Raw genomic sequence first — 23,684 nt, 5'->3', positions numbered from 1 at the left:
GACCGTGTTCGGGAGGCCCGCGCTGTCGGTTACAGGTCGTACTGGTAGAGGTTGTACCGCTTCATCAACGTGATGACCTTGTCCGCGTACCGGGGATCCGTGGCGTAGCCGGCCTTCGCGATCCGGCGCGCGAACTCGTCCGGGTTCCCGGTCGCGCCGAACGAGCCGGCGTAGCGCTCGTTGACCCGGAGGAAGCGGCCGTGGTCGTCGTAGGAGTCGGACTCGCTGCGGTACGAGCGGAACGTGGCCGAGGTCGGGTAGCACCGGGTCCCCGCGCACTCCGACGTCCTGTACTTCGCGCACCCGGTCGCGATCGGCCCCGCCCAGCCGAAGCACTTGATCCCGAACAGGTTGTGCTCGACCCTGGCCAGCTCGCTCGCGCCCCAGCCGGACTCGAGGATCGCCTGGCCGAGGCTGACGGACGCCGGCACCCCGTAGGTGGTCTGGGCGCGGCGCGCGTGCCCGACGCCGGAGGCGATGAAGGCCCCCGCCTCCCGGGGCGCGGCCGGGGCGGCGGGCGCGGCCCCGCACACGGGCGGTTCGGCGGGCCGGGCGACGTAGGCGTCGGAGACGAAGCCGCCGGAGGTCAGGCGGTCCCACCGGTTCGTGGTGCGCACCGTGCCCTCGACCATCTGGCCGGTGACCTGGCAGTCGACGGCGAGCGGCGTACCGTTCTCGACCGTGCCGACCCGGGTACTGGTCGCCGACGCCGCCGAGCGGATCTTCAACGGGATGCCGGGGGTCCGGACGACGGCGCTGGTGGGCGCCTGGGCCAGCGCCCGGGACACGGCGGCACCGGAGAGGCCGGCCAGGGGCGCCGCGGACGCGGGCAGGACGGGGAGAACGAGGAACGTGCCGATCGCCGCGCCGGTCAGGACCACCAGGGATCGCATAATCGCCTCCAAGTACCAGATAACTCTCCAAAGGTACCGGATGGACATCCGGGCTGAGAGAGGAATCGGGCAACCCGGAGGGGCGATCGTGGATGTCCGGGCAGCTCACGGCCCCCGGGGCTCAACGGGGCTCGAAGTGGGGGAAGGCGGCCAGGCGGCCGGGCCCGGCTCGACGCGGGGCGACCGTGGCCGGGCGGGTGGGGCGTGCGGGCCTAGGCCCTGCGTAACTGGTCCGCCCAGACGGGGCTGTGATGGACCACCAGGCGCGCGGTGCCGAGATCGGAACCGGTGAGCACCCGCACCGCCGTGACGGAGTCGGGCTCGCCGAGCCCGGCCGCACGCAGGTACGAGATCACCTGGTCGAGATCGGCACCGGCCGCCAACTGGTCCCTCGCCGCGGCGACGACCTGCTCTAACCGTTCGGCGGGCTGCATGTCGCCAGTATGCCGGCGAAGATCGCGGGGCCGGAAGGACAAGTTGTCCGTCTTCGCAGATGGTGATGAACAATATTGCACAGGGTAAATGCTGTGTAAGCACGTAGTAAGGATGGGCGGATAACCGCAGGACAGGGGATCCCCCGGATTCGGGCGCCGTTCGTATTCACCGGCATGAGTTCATGCGAAAACCGACGACGGGGGTACCGGCCGGGCCGACGGCCGCCCCGCCCCGGTCATCCGGGACCGGGACATTGTTTACGCCACGCACGTTGATCTGTCTTGTCCACACAGGTCATCCTGGGGCGGTCATGTCGCATCACACCTCCCGAAACTGGAGGCACCATGCACATCCCGCGCATTTTCGGCCGGTTCGCCGTCGCCGTCACCGCGAGCGTCCTGGCCGCCGTCGGACTGGCCGCGCCGGCCGGGGCCGCCGTCCAGACCCCCGGCATCGACGTCTCGCACTACCAGGGCACGATCAACTGGACCTCCGTGCGCAACGCCGGCATCCAGTTCGCGTACATCAAGGCGACCGAGGGGATCGGGTACAAGGACACGAAGTTCAACACCTACTACCCGGCCGCGTACCACGCCGGGGTCATCCGGGGCGCGTACCACTTCGCGCTGCCCGACCGGTCCACCGGCGCCGCCCAGGCGGACTTCCTGGTCGACAATGGCGGCGCGTGGTCGCGGGACAACCTGACCCTGCCCGCGGCGCTGGACATCGAGTACAACCCGTACGGCGCGACCTGCTACGGGAAGAGCGCCTCGGCGATGGTGGCGTGGATCAACGACTTCCTCGCCCGGTACCAGGCCCGGACCGGTCGGTGGGCCGTCATCTACTCCACGACGAACTGGTGGCAGACGTGCACCGGCAACTACTCCGGGTTCGCGAACCGCAGTCCGCTGTGGCTGGCCCGGTACGCGAGCGCGCCCGGGACGCTGCCGGCGGGCTGGCCGGTGTACACGATCTGGCAGTACTCCTCGACGGGTTCCGTGTCCGGGATCGCCGGCAACGTCGACCGGAACAACTTCAACGGTGACCGCAGCCGCCTGCTCGCCCTCGCGAACAACACCTGACGGGTACCGGGGCCGCCCGGCGGGTTCCGGGTGGCCCCGGCGGGCCCGCGACGGGGTGACCTCGCCCGGGCGTCCGTGACAGGTTCCGGCTGGTGGCAGGAGGGGCCGCCGGGTGGTTCGGGGCCGGGTGGACCGGCGGTCGCGTCCAGGTAGCGGCGCCCCGGGTCGTGGACCGCGGGCGTGCCGCCGTGGCGGGGCCGGCGCGTGGTCCGGTACCCCTCGTGAGCTTGGCCTCTTTGACGGGGGCACGCCGATAGGCCAGCATGGGGCGGGGCAGCAGTGGAGGAACCCGGTGGGAGTCCGGGGCGGTCCCGCCACTGTGACCGGGGATCTTCGCCCGGGAGTCAGGAACTTCCGCTGCCCGCAATGTCGCAGCTATTCGCGGGCGTGGACACCCGCGGAGAGGACTCACCCGTGGTGCCGTTCCCGTTCTCGGCCGTCGTCGGCATGCCCGACCTGCGGCTCGCCCTGCTCCTCAACGCCGTGTCGCCGGCGATCGGCGGGGTGCTGGTCCGGGGCGAGAAGGGCACGGCCAAGTCGACCATGGTCCGGGCGCTGGCCCGGCTGCTGCCCACCCTCGACGTGCTCGACGGTTGCCGGTTCTCCTGCGCGCCCGGTGCCGAGTACCCGGGCTGCCCCGACGGGCCGCACGACGGGGTGACCGTCCGCAAGGACGCCCGGCTGGTCGAGCTGCCCGTCGGCGCGACCGAGGACCGCCTCCTCGGCTCCATCGACCTGGAGAAGGCCCTCGGCGGGGGCACGGTGTCCTACACCCCCGGCCTGCTGGCCGCCGCCCACCGCGGCGCGCTGTACGTCGACGAGGTCAACCTGCTGCCCGACCACCTCGTGGACGCCCTGCTCGACGCCGCCGCGATGGGCGAGGCGCACGTGGAGCGCGACGGGGTCTCCCTCAAGCACGCGGCCCGGTTCCTGCTGGTCGGCACCATGAACCCGGAGGAGGGCGAGCTGCGGCCCCAGCTCCTCGACCGGTTCGGGCTGACCGTGGAGGTGCGCGCGCCCCGGGTCGCCACCGAACGGGTCGAGGTGGTCCGCCGCCGGCTCGCGTACGAGGCCGCGCCCGAGGCGTTCGCCCAGTCCTGGGCCGGGGCCGACACGGTCCTCGCCGACCGGATCGCCACCGCCCGCGCGCACCTCGCGAAGGTCGACCTGCCCGACGCGGAACTGCTCCGGATCGCCCAGGTCTGCGCCGCCTTCGACGTCGACGGGCTGCGCGCGGACCTCGTCGTCGCCCGGACCGCCATCGCCCTCGCCGCCTGGGAGGGCCGGGCCGAGGTGACCGCCGCCGACGTGGAGGTGGCCGCCCGGCTGGCCCTGCCGCACCGGCGGCGGCGCGACCCGTTCGACGCGCCCGGCCTGGACGAGGACACCCTGCAGGACGCGTTGCAGGACCCGCCGGCCCCGGAGGAGCCCGAGGACGACCCGGACGGCAACGGCCCGGACTCCGACGGCGGCCCCGACGACGGCGGCCCGGACGGCGGCTCCGGCGGCGCCCCCGAGCCCGACCAGGACCGGTCCGCGACCCCGCCGGACGCCGACCGCCCGAACCCGCCGGACCCCGACCGCAAGCCCCCGCAGCCCCGGGGCCAGTCCGACGACGGCAACGGCAGGGCCGGCCAGGACAAACACGGCAAGGGCCAGCCGTTCCGCGCCCGGCTGCTCACCGTCCCCGGCACCGGGCAGGGCGCGGCGGGCCGGCGTTCCCCCGCGTACACCCGCAGCGGCCGGGTCGTCGGCGCCCGGCTGCCCGACCCGACGCTGACCGGGGTGCACCTGGTCGCCACGGTCCGGGCGGCCGCCCGGCGCGGTTCGGCGACCCTGGAGCGCCAGGACCTGCGCGCGCCGGTGAAGAAGGGCCGCGAGGCCAACCTGGTGCTGTTCGTGGTCGACGCGTCCGGTTCGATGGCCGCGCGCCGCCGGCTCGGCGCGGTCACCGATGCCGTGTTGTCCCTGCTCATGGACGCCTACCAGCGCCGGGACAAGGTCGGCATGATCACGTTCCGGGGGAGCGAGGCGCAGCTGGTCCTGCCGCCGACGTCGAGCGTGGAGGTCGCCGCCGCGCGGCTGCGCGACCTGGGCACCGGCGGCCGGACCCCGCTCGACGCGGGCCTGCGCCGGGCCGAGGACACCCTGCGGATCGAGCGGCTGAAGGACCCGTCCCGCCGGCCGCTGCTCGTCGTGGTCACCGACGGCCGGACCACCTCGGGGCCGACCCCGGGCGCGACCGCCGGCCGGTTGGCCGCCGCAGGGGTGGCCAGCGTCGTCGTGGACTGCGAGTCCGGGCACGTCCGGCTCGGCCTCGCCGGGCAGCTCGCGACCCAGCTGCGCGGCGAGCACGTGCCCCTGGCCGACGTGTCGGTGCAGAGCCTGCGCACCGTCGCCGGCCGCGCCGCCTGACGGGGACGACGCCCGGGGCGGTAGCCCCGGGCCACGCGTGCCGTCCGGCGCCGGACGAACCGCCGGGCACCGGAACAGGCGCCCCCGTAACCATCCAACGGTGTCGATCTTGAATTGAGGAGTGAACATGCCGCAGGGCAAGCCCGAGACGGTCCCCGACGACGGTCTCACCACCCGCCAGCGCCGCGCCCAGCCGGTCCTCGCCGTGCACACCGGCCTCGGCAAGGGCAAGTCCACGGCCGCGTTCGGCATGGCGCTGCGCGCCTGGAGCGCCGGCCTGCGGATCGGGGTGTTCCAGTTCGTGAAGAGCCCGAAGTGGAAGGTCGGCGAGGAGGCGGCGATGCGCGCGCTCGGCGAGACGGGCAAGGGCGGCACGGTCGACTGGTTCAAGATGGGCGAGGGCTGGTCGTGGCTGGCCCGGCCGGGGACCGAGCGCGACCACGCCGTGGAGGCCGTCGAGGGCTGGGCGCAGATCAAACGCGACCTCTCGGCGGGTACCTACGACTTCTACGTGCTCGACGAGTTCACCTACGTGATGCACTGGGGCTGGGTGCCGGTCGAGGAGGTCGTCGAGGTCCTGGGCGCCCGGGACGGCGCGCACGTCGTGATCACCGGCCGGTACGCCAAGGACGAGCTGACGGCCGCCGCCGACCTCGTCACCGACATGGGCAAGGTCAAGCACCCGATGGACGCGGGCCGCAAGGGGCAGAAGGGCATCGAGTGGTGAGTCTCGCCGTGCCCCGGGTCGTGATCGCCGCCCCCGCGTCCGGGCACGGCAAGACGACCGTGGCCACCGGGCTGCTCGCCGCGCTGACGGCCGCCGGGCACCGGGCCGCCGGCTTCAAGGCCGGCCCGGACTACATCGATCCCGGGTACCACTCGCTCGCGTGCGGCCGGCCGGGACGCAACCTGGACCCGGTACTCGTCGGCGAGGAGAAGATCGCGCCCCTGTTCGCGCACGGGGTGGCCGGGGCCGACATCGCCGTCATCGAGGGCGTGATGGGCCTCTACGACGGGGCCGTCGGCCGGGGCGACTTCAGCTCCACCGCGCACGTCGCGCACCTCCTCGACGCGCCCGTGGTGATGGTCGTGGACACGTCCTCGCAGGGCCGGTCGGTGGCGGCCGTGCTGCACGGGTTCCGGTCGTTCCCGGGCGCGCCCCGGATCGGCGGCGTGATCCTGAACCGGGTCGGCTCCGACCGGCACGAACAGCTGCTGCGGGACGCGTGCGAGGAGGTCGGTACGCCCGTGCTCGGGGTCCTGCGCCGGCACGCGGTGATCTCCGCGCCGTCCCGGCACCTCGGGCTGGTGCCGGCCGTGGAGCGCTCGGCCGCGGCCCGGGAGTCCGTGGCCGCCCTGGCCGCGCTGATGGCCGACCTGGTCGAACCCGTCCTGGAGGTCGCGCGGACCGCCCCGGACCTCGTCACGACCCCGTGGGCCGCGCCCGTGCTGGAGCGGGCGGTCCGGCCCGTGATCGCGGTCGCGGGCGGGCCGGCGTTCTCGTTCGGCTACACGGAGACCACCGAGCTGCTCACCGCCGCCGGGGCCGACGTGGTCACCTTCGACCCGCTGCGGGACGCCGCCCTGCCCGCCGGCACCCGCGGCCTGGTCGTCGGCGGCGGCTTCCCCGAGGTGTACGCGGCCGAACTGTCCGCCAACGCGACCCTGCGCGCGGAGGTGGCCGCCCTCGCCGCGACGGGTGCCCCGGTGGCCGCCGAGTGCGCCGGGCTGCTCTGGTTGTCGCGTTCCCTCGACGGCGCGCCGATGTGCGGGGTGCTCGACGCGGAGGCGGAGATGACCCCGAACCTGACTCTGGGGTACCGCGACGCCGTCGCCGCGTCGGACAGCTGGTTCGCGCCGGCCGGTACCCGGCAGTCGGGGCACGAGTTCCACCGCACGGTCGTGGCGCCGAGGGCGGGCGCGGCGCCGGCCTGGGTGAGCGCGCACGGGCCCGAGGGGTTCGTGGCGGGCGGGGTGCACGCCTCGTACCTGCACGTGCACTGGGCGGCGCGGCCGGAGATCGCGGCCAGGATGGTGGCGGCGTGCGGATAGAGCCGGGCACGGGGGGCCTGCCGGTGCCCGGTGTCGAGGGCGCGCGGGCGGTGCCGGCCGGCGACGCCCTGGTGGGGCCCGGTACGCGGCTGGTGCTCGGGGTCGGGACCCGGGCCGGGGTGACCGTCGAGGAGCTGGCGGCGGCGGTGGCCGCGGTTCTGGCGACGGCCGGGCTGGGTGAGGACTGTGTGGATCGGCTGGTGACGGTGGCCACGAAGGTCACCGAGCCGGCGGTCGTCTCGTTCGCCCGCGCGGCCGGTTGGCCACTGGTGGGCTACCCGGCCGAGGAGCTGGCGGCGGTGTCCGTGCCGCATCCCTCGGCCGTGGTCGACGGTTCCGTGGGTACTCCGAGCGTCGCCGAGGCCGCCGTGTTGTTGTCCGGGGCGACCCTGCTCGTACCCAAGACCTCTACGGCGCGAATTACCCTAGCTGTAGGGACTTTGTCCTAGTTCCCTAGATACGCCAAGTGACGATAGGATCACAGTTCCTATCAATTCACGGTATCGTGTGACTACAGTGGACACCGTGAGAACTCCGCACCCGATCGAAGTTGAGTCCTACCGGATCCTGCGGGCCGCCTGCGACACCCACGGGCTCCCACCCCGCAGCCGTGACGTCGTCGAGCGGATGGTGCACACCAGCGCCGACGAGAGCTGGTGCGCCGACCTGATCCTCGACGAGCAGGCCCTGGCCGCCGGAGCGGCCGCCCTCGACGGTGGCGCGCCCCTCGTGGTCGACGCCCAGACCGTGTCCGCCGGCATCGCCGCCTACCCGTCGCTGTGCCTGATGGACAGCGAGGCCGCCTACGACATCTCCGTCCGGACGGGCATCACCCTGCCCGCCGCGGGCTTCCAGCTCGCCGCCTCCCGGGTGGCCGACGGCGCGGTGTGGGTGGCGGGCAGCTCGCCCACGGCGCTGTGGGAGCTGCTCCGCCTCGCCGAGGGCGGCGTGCTCCGCCCGGCCCTCGTGATCGGCCTGCCCGTCGGGTATGTCGGCGCCGCCGAGGCCAAGGCCGCGCTGCGGCGCAGCGGGCTGCCGGCGATGTCCAACGTGAGCGCGAAGGGTGGGGCGGTGGTCGCGGCGGCGGCCGTCAACGCGCTGCTGTACGGCGACATCTGCTGACCCGGCCACCGCCGGACCCGGGCGGGGTGAGGGGGGTCAGCCGGCCGGCGGCGGCAGCGCCGAACCCTTCAGGAAGTCCCCCCAGCTCAGGTCCCACGCCGTCCACCCGTTGCCGGGCGACAGCGCCTGCTCGGTGTTCTTGACGACGATGGGGTCGCCGACCTTCGTGAAGTCGTACGTCCACTTCGCGCCGTCGGCGGCCACGTTCACGCAGCCGTGCGAGACGTTGTTGCGCCCCTGGTCGGCCACGGACCACGGCGCGGAGTGGATGAACTGGCCGTCCCAGGTCATCCGCTGGGCCCACTCGATGTCGGTCCGGTACCCGTCGGGGGAGTTGGCCGGGACGCCGTACGTGCCGGAGTCGAAGACCGTCTTCGGCAGCTTCTCCATCACGACCATCGTGCCGTGGAACGACGGCTTGCTCGGCTTGCCCAGGCTCACCGGCATGCTCTTGACCTCGGCCCCGTTGAGGGTGGCGACCATGGTCTTGGTGTTGTTGTCGATCACGAGCTCGCGCTTGTCGTGGTCGATGGTGAAGTCGCTGGTCACGTCGTACTGGCCGTACTTGTCGCCGCCCAGGGGGAGGCCGCCGAGCCCGTAGCGCACGCTCACCTTGGTGTCGGGCTGCCAGTACTCCTTCGGCCGGTACTCCAGGTGGCTGCCGCTGAACCAGTGCCACGCGCCGACCTGCGCCGGGGTGCTCGTGACGAACAGCCGCTTCTCCACGGCCGCGCGCTGCTCCTTGGGGACCTGGTAGTCCTTGAACTCCATGACGATGGGCATCGCCTGCCCGTAGACCGTGTTGTCGCTGACGTACACGTGCACGTTGACCCGGTTCTTCGGGCTGGACATCGTCGTGAACGTGCTGGAGGACCCCCCGACCTTCACCGTGTACTGCGTGTCGTAGCCGAGCGGCTCGGCCGGCACCCAGGAGCTGCCGTCGGCGCGCGCCGCGCCCTTGACCTCGCCCTTCGGGCCGGTGAGCTGCACGTCGGCCGCCTTGCCGCCCGCGACCACCGCGATCTCGGCGGAGACCGGGACGTTGACGTCCTTGTCGGCCGGCGTCACCTGCGCGGCGGAGCCCTTGGTCGGCCCGGCCGAACCCTTGCCCTGCGGATCCTTGTCGGACTTGCCCGAACCGCAACCGGTCAGGACCACTGCCATCGTGGCCATCACGGCCACGCCCACCATCAGTCGTCTGCGCGCCATGTTGTCCTAGGCTACCCGCTCCCCGGCGACCGCGACCGGGTGAGCTGATCTTGGGGTGCGCGGGGGCTGGGTGACCAGTGCGCCGATGCTGAGGACGAAAACGACGAACAGCCCACCGAACCACCACCAGCTGAAGATCAGGCCGCCGACGACCATCAGCAGCCACTGCAGGGGCATCGAGGTGAGCAGCAACACGCGCCCCGTGCGGGGGAGCTGGCGACGGAACGCGCTGACCAGCAGGAACCCGGCGACGGACACCAGGAACGCGCCGAGCACGCAGAGCAGGATCCCGAGGACGACCACGGTCTCGCCGGTGGGGCGGCCGCCCATGCTGATCGAGTACTCCCGGGTGGAGCTTTGGAGCACGAACAACAGGCCGCAGAAGACCGCGGCCTCGCCGAGGACACCGAGCGCTGCGGCGGCGGAGAGGAGGCGTCGGACCATGCCCGAGAAGCTACTCGCCGGTAGCCATCCTTTCAAGAGTCTCGATATATTGTGCGGATTTCTCCGGGAGGGCCCGTCATGGTCCGCGCGCGGCCGGCGGTTGACACCTCCTCCCACTAGCAGTCTATTGTGCTAGCTAACTAGATGAATGGAGGCCAGGTGATCGAGTTCCACCTGGACGGCCGGTCGGGGGTCTCGCCCTACCAGCAACTGGTCCAGCAGGTGCGCCAGGCGCTGCTGCTGGGCGTGCTGCGCAAGGGTGACCAGCTCCCGACGGTCAAGGAGGTCGTGGCGCGGCTGGCGATCAACCCCAACACCGTGCTCAAGGCGTACCGGGAACTCGAGCACGAGGGTCTGGTGGCCGCGCGGCCCGGCGTCGGCACGTTCGTGACGGCGACGCTGGCCGACGACACGCTCGCCGCGCACGGCCCGCTCCGCGAGGAGCTGCGGCGCTGGCTCGATCACGCACGCCAGGCGGGCCTCGACGAGGAGAGCATCGAGGCCCTGTTCCTGACCACCTTCCGTACCCCCGTAACGAAGGACTAGGCATGACATCCGTGATAGAGGCCCGGCGACTGGGCATGCGGTACGGCCGCCGCTGGGCACTGCAGGACTGCACCCTGGACATTCCGGCCGGGCACGTCGTCGGGCTCGTCGGCCCCAACGGAGCCGGGAAGACCACGTTCCTGAACCTGACCGTCGGCCAGATGGCGCCGACAGCGGGCGACATCCGGGTCCTCGGCAGCCGGCCCGCCGACACGACGGCGCAGCTCGCGAAGGTCGGTTTCGTCGCGCAGGACACCCCCACCTACGCGAGCCTGACCGTCGCCGAGCACCTCCGGCTCGGCGCCCGGCTCAACCCCGGCTGGGACGCGGCCCTGGCCGCCGACCGGATCCGCAGTCTCGGCCTGGACCCCGCCCAGCGCGCCGGGAAGCTGTCCGGCGGCCAGCGCGCCCAGCTCGCCCTGACCCTGGGCATCGCCAAGCGGCCGGAGCTGCTGGTCCTGGACGAGCCGGTCGCGGCCCTGGACCCGCTCGCCCGCCGCGAGTTCCTCCAGAGCCTGATGGAGGCCGCCGCCGAGCACGAGTTCAGCGTGGTGATGTCCTCGCACCTGGTCTCCGACCTGGAACGGGTCTGCGACTACCTCGTCGTGCTCGTCGGCTCCCGGGTCCAGTTGGCGGGCGAGGTCGACGAACTGCTGGCCACCCACCACGTGCTCAGCGGACCCCGGCGCGATCCCGGCACCCTGCCCGCCGGCGTGCACGTCGTCTCCGCCAGCCACACCGACCGGCAGAGCACCCTGCTCGTGCGGACCGACACCCCGGTCCACGATCCCGAGTGGACCGTCAGCCAGGTCAACCTGGAGGACCTCGTCCTCGCCCACATGAGCCGGCCCGCCACCGCGGGCGACGACCGCACGCCCGCACTGGAGGTACAGAAATGATCTGGCTGACCTGGCGCCAGTTCCGTGTGCAGGCGGGCGTGGTGTTCGCCGCCCTCGCCGTCCTCGGCGTCGCCCTGGCGGTGACCGGCCCGGCCATGGCCGGTGACTACGCGGACGGGATGAAGGCCTGCGCCGCGCGCGGCACCTGCGAGTCGTTCTCCCACCAGTTCTTCGAGGACCGCACGTCCCTGTTCACGGCGTTCGGCCTCGTGGTCCTGGTGCTGCCGGCGATCATCGGGATGTTCTGGGGCGCTCCGCTGGTCGCCCGCGAGTTCGAGGCCGGCACCCACCGGCTGGCGTGGAACCAGAGCGTCCCCCGGACCCGCTGGCTCTTCGCCAAACTGTCCCTCGTCGGGCTGGCCGCGATGGCCGCCGCCGGCCTGACCAGCCTCGCGGTGGGCTGGTGGGCGAGTCCGCTGGACAAGGCGCTCGCCGCCCAGTTCCCCCGGTTCGCGCCCGAGCTGTTCGACATCCGCGGGATCACGCCTGTCGGTTTCGCGGCCTTCGCCTTCGCGCTCGGCGTCACCGTCGGGGTCCTGATCCGCAAGACGCTGCCGGCCGTCGCGGTCACCCTGGCGCTGTTCGCCGTCGTGCAGATCGTGATGCCCCTCGCGGTCCGGCCGCACTTCGCCGAGGCGTCCAGTGTCACCACCCCGATCACGGCCGACAACGTCAAACAGATCGGCATCGGGAACGGCGGCCGCATGATGGTGACGGTGAGTCTGACCAAGCCGGGTGACTGGCTCCTGACCAACGAGACCCTCGACGCGGCCGGCAAGGTGGTCGAGAGCATGCCCGCGTCCGTCGCCGACAAATGCCAGCCGGAAGGGTCGCAGAACGAGGGGATCCGGATGCCCGAGGCCTGCTTCACGAACATCGGCCAGCTCGGGTACAAGCAGCGCGTGACCTACCAGCCCGCCAACCGGTACTGGGCGTTCCAGTGGGCCGAGACCGGGATCTTCCTGGTGCTGGCCCTCGGCCTCGCCGGATTCTCCTACTGGTGGATCCGCCGCCGCCCGGCCTGACCGGTCGCGCGACCAACGGGGAGCGGGGCCTTCGCGGCCCGGCTCCCCGGACGGCGGCCCGGGGACGGGGCCGCCCGCGTGCGGACGGCCCCGATCGTCGGGCTACTCGGAGGGCTTCGCCTCCGCCGTGGACTTCAGGAGCGTGTCGACGACGAGGACGCCGACCAGGATGCCGACCACCGGGCCGACGAGGTAGACCCAGAGGTCCGACCAGTCACTCTTGCCCCCCGACAGGGCGAGCGTGATCTGCGGGGCGATGCTGCGGGCGATGTTGGCCGACGCCCCGGTGAAGCTGCCCAGGGCGAGGATGCCGGTGCCGTACGCGAGGCCGACGCCCAGGGCGCCCAGTCCGCCGGAGAGGCGGCCCTGGACGTGGAAGGCGTAGTACGCCGCGCCGAGCAGGAAACCGGCGAGAGCCTCCGCGAGCAGGCCCTCCCACACGTTGGTGCCGGCGCTGAGCGAGGTGGCCCCGAGGCCCGCGCCCTTGGTGCCGACGGCGGCCCAGATCAGCAGGCTGCCGGCGACCGCGCCGACGAGCTGGGCGACGACGTAACCGGGGACGTCGCGCCACGCGAACCGGTTGCGGGCGGCCATCACGAGGGTGATCGCCGGGTTGAGGTGCGCGCCGGACACGCCGCCCACCAGCCAGATGGCCAGGGTCAGGGCCAGGGTGTAGGCGACGGCCGTCCCGTACGCGCCGGACGCGGCCGAGACCGCGGCGGTCGCGCCGAAGAAGACGAGGGTGAAGGTGCCGAGCGCCTCGCTGAGGAGACGTTGCAGGGTGGTGCTCATGTCCCACCTCCGAGAGTGGCGGTGCAACTACTCTGGGTCAACAGAGTGCCACTGTGGAACGAGCCACCGGAGCTGTCCGAACAGCCCGATGCGCCGATCGGCCGACATCGATCGGTGGGCGGCGCGGCGGTGCGCCCAACGGTCGGCGGACGGCGCCCCGCCGCGCCGAACGGTCGTCAGCGCACGTCGAGCGTGCCCCGCATGCCCACACTGCCGTGGTAGGCGCACGGGTACGGGTAGCTGCCCGGGCGGTCCACAGTGACCCGTAGCGTCCGGGTCTCCCCGCCGTTGACGTTGTCCAGCTTGTCCGCGCCCACCCCGAACGTGTGCGGCGAGCCGCCCGTGTTCCGGATCGTGAACTCGATGACGCCGACCCTGGCCCGCACCTCGGCCGGCTCGAACCGCAGCCGGTCGGTCACCGTGATCGTCACCCGCTGCACGCCGTCCGCGCCGAGGATCGCGTCCGTGGCCGTCGCCGTCGTGGCCGCCGCGCTCGGCCGGGGGATGCCCGCCCCGTTCGGGCCGCCCTCCGGGCCCCAGACGGCGCACCCGCCCAGCAGGGGCAGGACCAGCAGCAGGCCGAGGAGTTTACGCATCGAGGAGCCCCTGTCCCAGGTAGCCGGTGGCGTCGACCCCGGCCGGCATCGCGAACACCGCGCTGGTCTCGTGCCGGATGAAGGCGTTCAGCGCGTCGGCGTCGGCGAGCCGGCGCTGCACCGGGATGAACCCCCGGCGCGGGTCGGCCTGCCAGGCCAGGAACAACAGTCCACTGTCGTCGGGCGCGTCGGCGTAGTTGAACCCGCGCCGGACCATCGCCGCCCCGTTGTTGAACGCCGGCGTCGCCAGCCGCACGTGCGCGTCGGGCCGGATCACCAGGCCGCCGCCCGGCTCCTGCGCGCCGAAGTCCGCCGGGGTCCGTTCCGTGCCGCCGGTGGCGGGCGCGCCGCTGTCCTTGCGCCGGCCGATCACCTGCGACTGGCGGTCCACCGGGGTGGCGTCCCAGGCGTCGAGCAGCATCCGGATCCGACGGAACACCAGGTAGGAGCCGCCCTTCAGCCAGGCGGGGCCCTCGGTGACGAAGACCTGCTCGGCGGGTACCGGGTTGCCGGTGCCGTCCAGGAAGCCCATCATGTTCCGCTGGGTCGCGCCGTCGTCGGCCCCGGAGCCCCGCGCGGCCCCGAACCCGGACATGCCCCACCGGGGGGTCGCCAGGCCGGCCGCCAGCCGGGTGAGGGCGCGGACCGCCTCCTGCACGACCAGCGGGTCCTCGGCGGCGATCACCACACCCAGGTCGCCGTCGCCGCGCGCCGGGTCCAGCCGCTCGCCGGGGAACGCGGGCAGCGGGGCGAGCGCCTCCGGCCGGGGCAGGCCGAGCTTGTCGAAGAACGTCGGGCCGAAGCCGACCGTGATGGTGAGGGCGGCGGGGCCCAGTCCGGCGCCGATCAGGTTGTCGACCGCCGCGCGCCGGCCGGCGGTCAGGGCGCGGGCCGTGTCGGTCCAGCGGCGGAGGAGCTGCTGCGCGGCGGGCTTTCCCGCGCCGTCGACCAGGTCGAACGCCCCGATCCAGCCCTGGGCCTGACGCCGTGCCGGGCTGAGGATCCCGGCCTGGTGCGGGCCGTGGAAGTCGACCCTCTCCTCGCCGGTACGAGGTGCCGGGGCGGCCTTCTCGGTCGGCGCGTCCGGGGCGGAGGCGTAGCCGAGGGCGGCACCCGCGACGCCGCCCAGTCCGGCGGCCCCGGCGTACTCGACGAAGCGGCGGCGGGGGAGCGTGGGGCCCGGGGTGGGCGGTGCGTCAGCGCCGCCCACCCCGGGCGACTCCCCGTCGGGCGTGCCGGCCCCGGGCTCGACCGCCCCGGACGCCGGATCCGCGTCGGGGCTGAGTGACGCGTGTCCGGCGGGGGCGGCCGGGCTGTCGCTGACGTCGGCGTGCCCCGGGGCCGGGTCGGCCGGGGACACCGGGGCCGCGCCCGGAACGTTTCCCGCGTCGTCGGCCGCGTCCCCGGTACCCGTCGAGGTCTTCTTCTGCCGGTGCACCACGAACGGGAGGGCCAGCAGCAGGCCGAAGCCCAGGGCGATGGTCACGGCGAGCGTGCCCCGGTTCAGCGCCGCCGACCACGCGAACGGCGCCGAGGACCGCCAGAACACCGGCGCGTCGGACATGCCGCTGGTCAACGCGATCATCGCCGCGCCGCCCGCCGCCAGCCACGCCCCGACCACATACCCCTTGCGCAGCGCCAACAGGGCCAGGACGAGCACGAACCAGCAGGTGATCTGCAACAGGTCCCCGCCGATGAACGCCCCGACCCGCTCCAGGGTCGACCCGGGCGTGACCAGCGCGATCCCGGCCGCGTGCACCACGTCCGCCACGATCATGGCCACGGTGGCGGCGGTCAGGGCCGCGTACGGCCGGCGGAGCAGGCCCAGCGCCCCCACGGCGAGCACCGCGAGCCCGATCACCGCGAACCAGGCCCACGGCTGCGGGCCGGGCCGCCAGTCGAGGGTGCCGGTGGCGGTCAGCGGCCGGCCGTCCTGCACGAGGGTGATGCTCCACGCCGTGACCCGGTGCTCCCTCGTCGGGGCGTCGGCCACGGCCGGGGGCATGGTGTTGAGCATCCAGTGGATCCGGTGGTCGTGCCAGCGGTACACCGGCTCGTCGGAGACCTTCCGCCAGTCCGGCGGATTCTTCGGGGACACCCCGACGGGTACCGACACCTGCGCGTACCGGCTCTGGTTGAGGTACGCGGCGGGGGACTGCCGGTTCTCGTACACCCCCTCGGGGCCGACCCGCAGGTACGGCTCGTCCGCGTAGCCCCGGACCGTGACCTCCGACGAGGAGGTGTTGCGCAGCTCCAGCCGGCTGCCGTTCTCGATCACGGCGAGCCGCACGCCCGGCGCGGCCGGGGACAACGCGGACAGCGTGGTGTGGAAGTTCGTCGCGCCGACCCCGCCGACGGTGTGCGCGCTGGCGGGGCTCGCGGGCAGCACCACGAGCGCGGCGAGCACGGCGAGCAGGAGCGCGAGCCGGCGCATGGTGCCTCCCAGACGTGTCGGAGCGGCCATTCTTCCATCCCGGCCTTCGCCCGGTTCCCCGGGAACGCGTCACGGGCGTTCCGACAACCAGGGAACGCCCGCGCGGGTTCCGGCGTCATACCGCCATGACACGCAAGCGTTGGGGCGGCATCGGCCTGGTACTCGCCACGGGAATCTCCCTGGCCGGGTGCACGCCGGAGGACAGGGCCCCCGTTTTCAAGGACTCCGGGGTGACGACGGTCGGCATGCGCCTCGTCGCGTACGACTCGTGCCAGGCCGCGATGGACGGTCTGCGCGCGGCGGCCAAGAGCGCGGTCGGCCCGTACGGGTTCGGCGGCGGCATGATGTACGCCAAGGGCTCCGGCGCCCGGGCCCTGGACGCCCCGGCGGCGGGGGGCGTTCCGGAGACGTCCAAGAAGGGCGAGGACTATTCCGGGACGAACACGCACGAACAAGACGTGGACGAGCCGGACCTGGTCAAGACGGACGGCAAGCGCATCATCACCGTCACCGGCGGCACCCTGCGCGTGGTCGACGCGGCCACCAGGCGGATCACCGGCGAACTGAAGCTCGACGACCAGGGCGCCGACGAGCTCCTGCTGTCCGGCGACCGGGTCCTGGTGCTCTCGCACGGCGGGGGCTGGGCCCAGCCCATGGCCCGGTCCGTGCCCGACAAGCAGGGCTACGGCTCCCGGCTCACCCTGGTCGACCTGTCCGGCGCGCCGAAGGTCACCGGCACGCTCTCCGTCGACGGGTCCTATCTGGACGCCCGGCAGACCGGTAGCACGATCCGGGTCGTCGTCAAGTCCGCGCCCCGGGTGGAGTTCCCCTACGACCAGCGCGAACTGAGCCCCGACGAGCGCACCGCGGCCAACCGCAAGGTGATCGACCGCGCGGGCCCCGACGAGTGGCTGCCCCGGTACCAGCTGGAGGTCGACGGCTCGACCAGCACCGGACGGGTCGACTGCGCCCAGGTCAGCCGGCCCGAGGTGTACTCCGGGGCCAGCATGCTCAGCGTGTACACCATCGACCTGGCGGCCCGCACCCTCGGCTCCGGCGACCCCACCACGATCGTCGCGGACGGCGAGACCGTCTACGGCACCGGCTCCAGCCTGTACATCGCCAACGACGACCGGTGGCGGGTGTGGTTCTGGTCCGGCCGGGACGGGATCCGGCAGCCGCCGAAGGACCGGACCCAGATCTTCCAGTTCGACACCTCGAAGCCCGGCCGGCCGGTGTACGTGGCCTCGGGCGAGGTGCCCGGCTGGCTGCTCAACCAGTACTCGCTGTCCGAACACGACGGCCGGCTGCGGGTGGCCACCACCACCGACCAGCGGATCTGGGGCGGCGAGTCCCGCGACACCTCGCACAGCGGCGTGTACGTGCTGCACCGCAAGGGCGACGCGCTCACCGAGGTGGGCCGGGTCGACGGGCTCGGCAAGGGCGAGCGGATCTACGCGGTGCGCTTCGTGGGGACCACCGGGTACGTGGTCACGTTCCGCCAGGTCGACCCGCTGTACGTGCTCGACCTGCGCACCCCGGACAAGCCGAAGGTCACGGGCGAACTGAAGATCAACGGGTACTCGGCGTACCTGCACCCCGCCGGTGACGGCCGCCTGATCGGGGTCGGCCAGGACGCCAGCGACCAGGGCCGGGTCAAGGGCACCCAGGTGTCGCTGTTCGACGTGCGCGATCCGGCGAAGCCCGGGCGGCTGGCGCAGTACGTGCTGGCCGGGGCGCACTCGGAGGCGGAGTTCGACCCGCACGCCTTCCTGTACTGGCCGAAGACCGGGCTGCTCGTCGTCCCCGTCTACGACCGGACCGGCACCGGCGTCCGCGGCACCGCCCTGGCGCTCAAGGTCGACGGTTCCTCGGTGACCGAGGCGGGCCGGGTCATCCTGGACGCCGGGCAGATCCGCCGCTCGCTGGTCATCGGCGACACGCTCTGGGTGGTCTCCGACGCGGGCCTCAAGGCCAGTGACCTGACCTCGCTGGCCCCCCAGGCCTGGGTCCCCTTCGCGTGACCGGGTGGGGCGCGCTCCGCACGCCCCACCCCCACACCGCGTCCGGGTGGGTGTCGCCGTCACGAGGGGGACGGCGACACCTCCCTGGTCAGCCCCGCCGGATCGAGTTCCCCCCATGGTGGTCGGCCACCGGCCCCACCTCCAGCCGCAACCTCCCCGACCGCCCGTAGCACCGCACGGGGTTGTCCCACAGCACCCCCTCCACCCGCTCCGCCCCGAACCCGGCCGCCAGCATCGCCTCGGCGGCCACCCGGGTGAGCAGCGGATCCGTCCGTCCCCAGTCGGCCGCCGAGTTCACCAGCACCCGCTCCGGCCCGTACTCCTCCACGAAGCCCACGAGCCGTTCCGGGCTCAGCTTCGCCTCCGGGTACACCGTGAAGCCGAGCCAGAACCCGGCGTCGGCCGCCAGCGGCGCGGTCTCCTCGTCCAGCTGGTCGAACACCACCAGCTCCGGGTCGATCCCCGACTCCCGGACCAGGTCGATGCTCCGGCGCACGCCGAGTGCCTTGTCCCGGTGCGGGGTGTGCACGAGCACCGGCAGCCCGTACCCGGCGGCCAGCTCCACCTGCCGGGCGAACGCCACGTCCTCGGCCGGGGTCATCGCGTCGTAGCCGACCTCGCCGACCGCGAGCACCCGGTCCCGGGCCAGGAACCGGGGCAGCTCGTCCAGGATCTCCGCGCAGCCGGGCTCGTTGGCCTCGCGCGGGTTGAGCCCGAGCGCGCAGTGGTGCGCGATCCCGTACTGCGCCGCCCGGAACGGCTCCCAGCCCAGCAGCGACTCGAAGTAGTCCACCTGGGAGCCGGCCGAGGTCCGGGGCTGCCCGGCCCAGGACGCCGGCTCCAGCACGGCGCGCACGCCGGCCGCGTGCAGGTCCTCGTAGTCGTCCGTGGTGCGCGCCGAGGCGTGCAGGTGCGGGTCGAAGATGCGCATCACTCAGGCTAGAAAGTCGAGCATCCGACACGCCCGGTTGAGTCGGGGTGACGACACGTGAGCGACCTATCCCCGGTACCCGGTGAAAGGCGCTATTTCTTCCCGAAGACGGTGCGGATGGCGAGGACCATGATGACCGCGCCGAGGGCGAGTCCGACGAGCTTGACCGCCGGGATGTCCTCCCAGGCGCGGTCCGCGAGCAGGCTGGCTAGCATCCGGGCATCGTAGCCGGATTCGGCGCCGCCGGGCGGATCACGTCCACGAGCTGCCGGGACCGGACCAGGCCGGCGTGGTAACCGGTCCGCTCGTGCGCCGCGACCGCCTCGACCGCCCGCGCCAGGGCCGCCCCGGTGTCCCCGGCCGCCAGCAGCGCCTCCGCGCACGCGGTCAGCGCCCGGCCCGCCACCGCCGCGTGCCCGTGCCGGCGGGCCAGCTCCAGGGCCCGTTCGGCGTGCGCGACGGAGCACTCGCACGCCGACAGCCCCAGCAGGGCCTCCGCCTGGCCGTACCGGTGCTCCACCTCCTCGGCGACCGCCAACGCCGACCGGTACGCCTCCGTCGCCCGCCCCGGGTCGCCGAGCCCCCGGTGCGCGTCCCCGATCACGACCAGCGCGTTGGCCTCGAACTCCGGGGCGTGCTGGGCCACGATCGACGGCAGCGCCCCGGCGGCCCGGTCGAGCGCGGCGGCGTGCTCGCCCCGGTCGCACAGCAGCCGGCCCAGCACGGTCAGGGTGTGGCCGGCCCCGTTGACGGTGCCCGACACGTCGAGCTGGACGAGCGCCCGGTCGAGCAGCGCACCGGCCTCGTCGAGCCGGCCCAGGCTCCGGGCGGCGTCGGCCAGGTTGGTGAGGGCGATCGCCCCGCTGGCCCGCTGCCCGTCGGTCGGGTCGCCGCGCAGCACCTCCTCGGCGAGGGCCACGGCCTCCGTCAGATAGCGGTACGCCCCGCGCAGGTCGCCCTGGTCGTACAGGAGGTCGCCCAGGTTGTTGGTGATCGTGGCCGTGCCGTGGCTCCAGCCGGCGGCCACGGCCAGGTCGAGCGCCGCCCGGTAGTGCTCGGTGGCCAGCTCCGGGTCGTTGGTCACGTACCGCGCGACGCCGAGGCTGAGCAGCATCGCCGCCCGGGCCAGCCCGTCGTCCTCCGCGACGGCGGCGTCCAGCGCGGCCTGCGCGCCGGCGAGCCAGTCCACGGCGTGCCGGCGGTGGTAGAGGTAGCCGCGCAGGGTGTCGGCGATCCGCCAGGAGTACTCCCGGGGGCCGTGTTCCGCCGTGTGCCGGATCGCGGCGACCAGGTTGGCCCGCTCGGACTCCAGCCAGGTCAGCGCGTCGGTGTCCAGGCGCACGGGGGTCGGCGCGGGCGGCAGGGTCAGCCGGGTGGCGCCGGAGTACAGCTGCTGGGCGGCGGCGTCGGCCGAGTGCAGGTACCAGTCGTGCAGCCGCCGGGTGGCCGCCTCCCGCTCGGGGTCGTCGGCGACCCGCTCCTCGGCGTACCGGCGCAACAGGTCGTGCAGCGCGTACCGGCCGCCGGACTCCCCGACCAGGTGCGCGGCGGTGAGCTGACGCAGTAGCCGGTCCGGGTCCGCCCCGGCGAGGGCGCGCGCCGCCCCGGCGGTCAGGTCGGGGCCGGGCACCAGGCCGAGGAACCGGAACAGCCGGGCGGCGTCGGGGGCCAGCGCCGCGTAGGACAGGTCGAACGCGGTGCGCACCGAGGCCTGCGGGTCGTCGTCGACCTCCAGCTCGCCGAGCAGGTCCCCGCCGCGCATCCGGGCCACGTGCGCGGCGATCCCGGGCCGGTCGAGCAGGTGCGCGGCCGTGATCCGCAGGGCCAGCGGCAGCCGGCCGCACAGCGCGATCAGCTCGGCGGTGGCCTCCGGCTCGGCGGCGACCGCGTCGGGGCCCAGGACGGACCGGAGGAACTCCGCCGCCTCGTCCGCGCTGAGCACCGGCAGTTCCAGCACCACGGCGCCGTCCCGGACGACGAGCCCGGTGAGCGCGTTGCGGCTGGTCACCAGGACCATGCAGTGTGGACCGGAGGGCAGCAGCGGCCGGACCTGGTCGGGGTGGTGGGCGTTGTCGAGGAGGATGAGCACCCGGCGGTCGGCGAGCAGGCTGCGGTACATGTCGGCGGCCTCCTCCAGGTGCGGCGGGATCCGCTCGGACGGCACCCCGAGGGCGCGCAGCAGCCGGGCCAGGGCCTCGGTGGGCGGTACGGGGGCGCTCGTGGAGTACCCGTGCAGGTTGAGGTGCAGTTGCCCGTCGGGGAACCGGTCGCGGATCCGGTGCGCCCAGTGCACGGCGAGGGTGGTCTTCCCGATCCCGCCGGTCCCGGTGACGGTGCTGATCACGACCGTGCCGCCGCCCGTGGGCAGCAGCGCGTCGAGCCGGTCGAGTTCGGGTTCGCGGCCGGTGAAGTCGGCCAGGTCCGGCGGCAGCTGGGCGGGGGTGCGCACCGGGGCGTCGTCGTGCAGCACCCGCTGGTGGGCGGCCGCCAGTTCAGGGCCGGGGTCCAGGCCGGTCTCCTCGGCGAGCCGCTCCCGGGCCGCCTCGTACGCGGCGAGGGCCTCCGGGCGCCGGCCGGCCCGGTGCAGGGCGGTGACCCGCAGCGCGGTGAACGTCTCCCGGAGCGGGTGGGCGGCGGTCAGCGCGGCCAGTTCGGGCAGCACCGCCGCGTACTCCCCGGCGGCGAGCTCGGCGGTCAGCCGGAGCCCGGTGGCGGCGAGGAACAGCTCGTCGAGGCCGCCGGCGAACCGCTGCCGGACCGCGTCGGTCGCGTCCGGGCCGAGCGCGGGGCCCCGCCACAGCGCGAACGCCTCCCGGAGCGGCGCGAGCGGCCGGTCGGACCCGCGGGCGGCGGCCACGAGGGCCCGGAACCGGTGCACGTCGATCCGGTCGGGGTCGGCCAGCAGCGTGTACCCGCCGCCTCCGGACCGCACCCGCGCGCTGGTGCCGGCCAGGGCCCTGCGGAGCCGGGAGACGTGCACCTGCACCCGGGACCGGGTCAGGTCCCCGCCGAGGAGGTCGACCAGGGTGTCGGTGGACACCGGGGTGTTGACCTGCAACAACAGCACGCCGAGGAGGCACCGTTCGCGTCGGCGGCCGAGGTCGACCGGAACGCCGTCGACCTGGGCCCGCACGCCGCCGAGTACCCGGAACTCCATGGCGCGAGGGTAGCTCGGCGGGTCAGACGTCCTCGCCCACGGTGGCCCGGACCGCGTCGCCCATCCCGTGCGGTCTCGTGCGCCGGGCGCCGTGCGCGGCCATCGGGTCGTCGCGCAGTTCGCGGACCAGGGCGACGCTGAGCGCGAGCAGGACGAGGACGAACGGGCCGGCCACGAGGATGGTGGCCTGTTTGAGGGCCTCCAGGCCGCCGGCGACCAGCAGGACGGCGGCAACGGCCCCGATCAGCACGCCCCACAGCACGACGAGGCTGTTGGGCGGCTTGAGGGCGCCGCGGCTGCTCAGGGAGCCCAGGACGAGGGAGGCGGAGTCGGCGCCGGTGACGAAGTACAGGCCGACGAGCACGATCGCGATCACGGAGGTGACGGTGGCCGCAGGCAGCGCGTCCAGCAGTCCGAACAGCGCCTGCTCGGCGCCGCCCTTCGTGGCCCCGATCAGGTCGGCGTCCCCGTCGGCCTGCAACTTCAGGGCGCTGCCGCCCATGATGGAGAACCAGACGGCGCTGGCCCCGCTGGGCACGAGCAGCACGCCGACCAGGAACTGCCGGATGGTGCGGCCCCGGGAGATCCGGGCGATGAACGTGCCGACGAACGGGGCCCAGGAGATCCACCAGGCCCAGTAGAAGATGGTCCAGCCGGACAGCCACGCCGGGTCGGAGAACGCGCCGGTCCGGGTGGACATCCGGACCAGGTCGGTCAGGTAGCTGCCCACGGCGGCGGGCAGCACGTCGAGGATGTACACGGTGGGGCCGACGACGAACACGAACAGCGCGAGGAGCACGGCGAGCCCCACGTTGGCGGTGGACATCCACTTCACGCCCCGGTGGATGCCGGAGAACGCCGACACCACGAACGCGGCGGTCAGCGAGCCGATGATGATCAGGTGCAGGGTCTTGGAGTCCGCGACCCCGGTGACGATGTTCAGCCCGGCGCCGACCTGGAGCGCGCCCAGGCCCAGGCTGGTGGCGGAGCCGAACACGGTCGCGAAGATGGCGATCAGGTCGATCACCCGGCCGGCGGCGCCGTCGGCCCGCTTTCCCAGGAGGGGTACGAACGCGGCACTGACCCGGTTGCCCCGGCCCTTGCGGAACGTGGCGTACGCCATCGCGAGCCCGGCGACCGCGTAGATCGCCCACGGGTGCAGGGTCCAGTGGAACAGGGTGTAGCGCATCGCCGCGTCGGCCGCCGGCCCGGTGAGCGGCGCCGCCCCGCTGGCCGGTGGCGGGGCCGCGAAGTGGCTGAGCGGCTCGGACACTGCGAAGAACATCAGGCCGATGCCCATGCCGGCGCTGAACATCATGGCGATCCACGCGACGGTGCGGAACTCCGGCTCGTCGTCGTCGCGGCCGAGCGGGATCCGGCCGTACCGGCTGACGGCGAGCAGCACCGCGAGGACCAGGAACGCGTCGGCGGCCACCACGAACAGCCAGCCGAAGGTGCCGATCACCCAGTCCAGCCCGGAGGTGGACGCCGCGAACAGCGAGTCGGCGTCGAGCGCGCCCCAGGCGACGACGGCGAGCACCACGCCGACCGCGATCCCCAGGACAATCCGGTCAACAGTGGGCTTTTCCGTCATGTGGCCACCGTACCGGCCGAGCTGAACACCCGGG

At 73.6% G+C, this 23,684-nt stretch carries 21 protein-coding genes and 1 riboswitch; of the genes, 10 read left to right on the top strand and 11 right to left on the bottom strand.

The window, feature by feature from the left end; genetic code table 11:
- Positions 1-29: 29 nt before the first annotated feature.
- Together gsmA and PT931_RS26065 are read right to left on the bottom strand one after the other, a co-directional pair.
- On the bottom strand, positions 30-893 hold the full coding sequence (gene gsmA / locus PT931_RS26070) for a sporangiospore maturation cell wall hydrolase GsmA (RefSeq protein WP_456248336.1): 864 nt from the start codon (positions 891-893) through the stop codon (positions 30-32).
- A gap of 212 nt (positions 894-1,105) precedes the next feature.
- Positions 1,106-1,327 (bottom strand): hypothetical protein, encoded by a 222-nt coding sequence (locus PT931_RS26065; RefSeq protein ID WP_363726033.1) that lies wholly within the window; start codon positions 1,325-1,327, stop codon positions 1,106-1,108.
- Positions 1,328-1,672: 345 nt separating this feature from the next.
- Between PT931_RS26065 and PT931_RS26060 the strand changes: the two genes are divergently transcribed.
- The 6 genes from PT931_RS26060 (at position 1,673) to PT931_RS26035 (ending at position 7,999) form a co-directional block, all read left to right on the top strand.
- Entirely contained in the window at positions 1,673-2,410 is a 738-nt protein-coding gene (locus tag PT931_RS26060) for a lysozyme (RefSeq protein ID WP_456248335.1), read from the top strand.
- A 283-nt stretch (positions 2,411-2,693) separates the two neighbouring features.
- Positions 2,694-2,763, top strand: a riboswitch (cobalamin riboswitch).
- A gap of 13 nt (positions 2,764-2,776) precedes the next feature.
- Positions 2,777-4,825, top strand: coding sequence for a magnesium chelatase subunit D family protein (locus tag PT931_RS26055; protein ID WP_456248334.1), 2,049 nt, complete (start codon positions 2,777-2,779; stop codon positions 4,823-4,825).
- Positions 4,826-4,952: 127 nt separating this feature from the next.
- Positions 4,953-5,552 carry a cob(I)yrinic acid a,c-diamide adenosyltransferase gene (cobO, locus tag PT931_RS26050; protein ID WP_363726025.1) on the top strand — a complete coding sequence of 200 codons (600 nt, stop codon included), beginning with the start codon at positions 4,953-4,955 and terminating at the stop codon, positions 5,550-5,552.
- Complete coding sequence (locus PT931_RS26045; RefSeq protein WP_456248333.1) at positions 5,546-6,877, top strand: cobyrinate a,c-diamide synthase; 1,332 nt, start codon at positions 5,546-5,548, stop codon at positions 6,875-6,877. The genes cobO and PT931_RS26045 overlap by 7 nt, the downstream gene beginning before the upstream one ends.
- Positions 6,868-7,326 carry a cobalamin biosynthesis protein gene (locus PT931_RS26040; RefSeq protein ID WP_456248332.1) on the top strand — a complete coding sequence of 153 codons (459 nt, stop codon included), beginning with the start codon at positions 6,868-6,870 and terminating at the stop codon, positions 7,324-7,326. Before PT931_RS26045 ends, PT931_RS26040 begins: the two co-directional genes overlap by 10 nt.
- A gap of 76 nt (positions 7,327-7,402) precedes the next feature.
- On the top strand, positions 7,403-7,999 hold the full coding sequence (locus PT931_RS26035; RefSeq protein ID WP_456248331.1) for a precorrin-8X methylmutase: 597 nt from the start codon (positions 7,403-7,405) through the stop codon (positions 7,997-7,999).
- A gap of 36 nt (positions 8,000-8,035) precedes the next feature.
- Here the strand turns inward: PT931_RS26035 and PT931_RS26030 are convergent, their stop codons facing one another.
- Positions 8,036-9,208: an Ig-like domain-containing protein gene (locus PT931_RS26030; protein ID WP_456248330.1), complete on the bottom strand. Its 1,173-nt coding sequence runs from the start codon at positions 9,206-9,208 to the stop codon at positions 8,036-8,038.
- Positions 9,209-9,214: 6 nt separating this feature from the next.
- Positions 9,215-9,652: a hypothetical protein gene (locus tag PT931_RS26025; RefSeq protein WP_456248329.1), complete on the bottom strand. Its 438-nt coding sequence runs from the start codon at positions 9,650-9,652 to the stop codon at positions 9,215-9,217.
- A 159-nt stretch (positions 9,653-9,811) separates the two neighbouring features.
- Here PT931_RS26025 and PT931_RS26020 point away from each other — a divergent pair, with 159 nt between their 5' ends.
- From PT931_RS26020 to PT931_RS26010, 3 genes are read left to right on the top strand one after another with little or no spacing between them, the layout of a single operon-like run.
- Positions 9,812-10,198: a GntR family transcriptional regulator gene (locus PT931_RS26020; RefSeq protein ID WP_456248328.1), complete on the top strand. Its 387-nt coding sequence runs from the start codon at positions 9,812-9,814 to the stop codon at positions 10,196-10,198.
- A gap of 2 nt (positions 10,199-10,200) precedes the next feature.
- The gene (locus PT931_RS26015) at positions 10,201-11,097 is read left to right on the top strand and encodes an ABC transporter ATP-binding protein (protein WP_456248327.1); all 897 of its coding nucleotides are present in this window, start codon (positions 10,201-10,203) and stop codon (positions 11,095-11,097) included.
- Positions 11,094-12,122: an ABC transporter permease subunit gene (locus PT931_RS26010; protein WP_456248326.1), complete on the top strand. Its 1,029-nt coding sequence runs from the start codon at positions 11,094-11,096 to the stop codon at positions 12,120-12,122. The genes PT931_RS26015 and PT931_RS26010 overlap by 4 nt, the downstream gene beginning before the upstream one ends.
- 102 nt (positions 12,123-12,224) lie before the next feature.
- Here the strand turns inward: PT931_RS26010 and PT931_RS26005 are convergent, their stop codons facing one another.
- From PT931_RS26005 to PT931_RS25995, 3 genes are all read right to left on the bottom strand, one after another.
- Positions 12,225-12,914 (bottom strand): MIP/aquaporin family protein, encoded by a 690-nt coding sequence (locus tag PT931_RS26005; RefSeq protein ID WP_456248325.1) that lies wholly within the window; start codon positions 12,912-12,914, stop codon positions 12,225-12,227.
- Between the two features lie 176 nt (positions 12,915-13,090).
- Positions 13,091-13,510, bottom strand: coding sequence for a cupredoxin domain-containing protein (locus PT931_RS26000; RefSeq protein WP_456248324.1), 420 nt, complete (start codon positions 13,508-13,510; stop codon positions 13,091-13,093).
- Complete coding sequence (locus tag PT931_RS25995; protein ID WP_456248323.1) at positions 13,503-15,944, bottom strand: Dyp-type peroxidase; 2,442 nt, start codon at positions 15,942-15,944, stop codon at positions 13,503-13,505. The genes PT931_RS26000 and PT931_RS25995 overlap by 8 nt, the downstream gene beginning before the upstream one ends.
- Positions 15,945-16,069: 125 nt before the next feature.
- On the opposite strand from PT931_RS25995, the gene PT931_RS25990 reads away from it, so the two are divergent.
- Entirely contained in the window at positions 16,070-17,968 is a 1,899-nt protein-coding gene (locus PT931_RS25990) for a beta-propeller domain-containing protein (RefSeq protein WP_456248322.1), read from the top strand.
- Between the two features lie 88 nt (positions 17,969-18,056).
- Here PT931_RS25990 and PT931_RS25985 read toward each other — a convergent pair whose 3' ends face one another.
- From PT931_RS25985 to PT931_RS25970, 4 genes are all read right to left on the bottom strand, one after another.
- On the bottom strand, positions 18,057-18,899 hold the full coding sequence (locus PT931_RS25985) for a TatD family hydrolase (protein WP_456248321.1): 843 nt from the start codon (positions 18,897-18,899) through the stop codon (positions 18,057-18,059).
- Between the two features lie 92 nt (positions 18,900-18,991).
- Positions 18,992-19,114, bottom strand: coding sequence for a hypothetical protein (locus PT931_RS25980; protein ID WP_456248320.1), 123 nt, complete (start codon positions 19,112-19,114; stop codon positions 18,992-18,994).
- A complete protein-coding gene (locus PT931_RS25975) occupies positions 19,108-22,056 on the bottom strand; it encodes a BTAD domain-containing putative transcriptional regulator (RefSeq protein WP_456248319.1) in 2,949 nt (982 codons plus the stop codon). The genes PT931_RS25980 and PT931_RS25975 overlap by 7 nt, the downstream gene beginning before the upstream one ends.
- Positions 22,057-22,078: 22 nt before the next feature.
- The gene (locus tag PT931_RS25970) at positions 22,079-23,650 is read right to left on the bottom strand and encodes a BCCT family transporter (protein WP_456248318.1); all 1,572 of its coding nucleotides are present in this window, start codon (positions 23,648-23,650) and stop codon (positions 22,079-22,081) included.
- Positions 23,651-23,684: the final 34 nt, after the last annotated feature.

This window comes from Longispora urticae, assembly GCF_053902585.1.
Note: the sequence above shows the minus strand (reverse complement) of the source record. Positions and strands in the feature narration are given on the sequence as shown.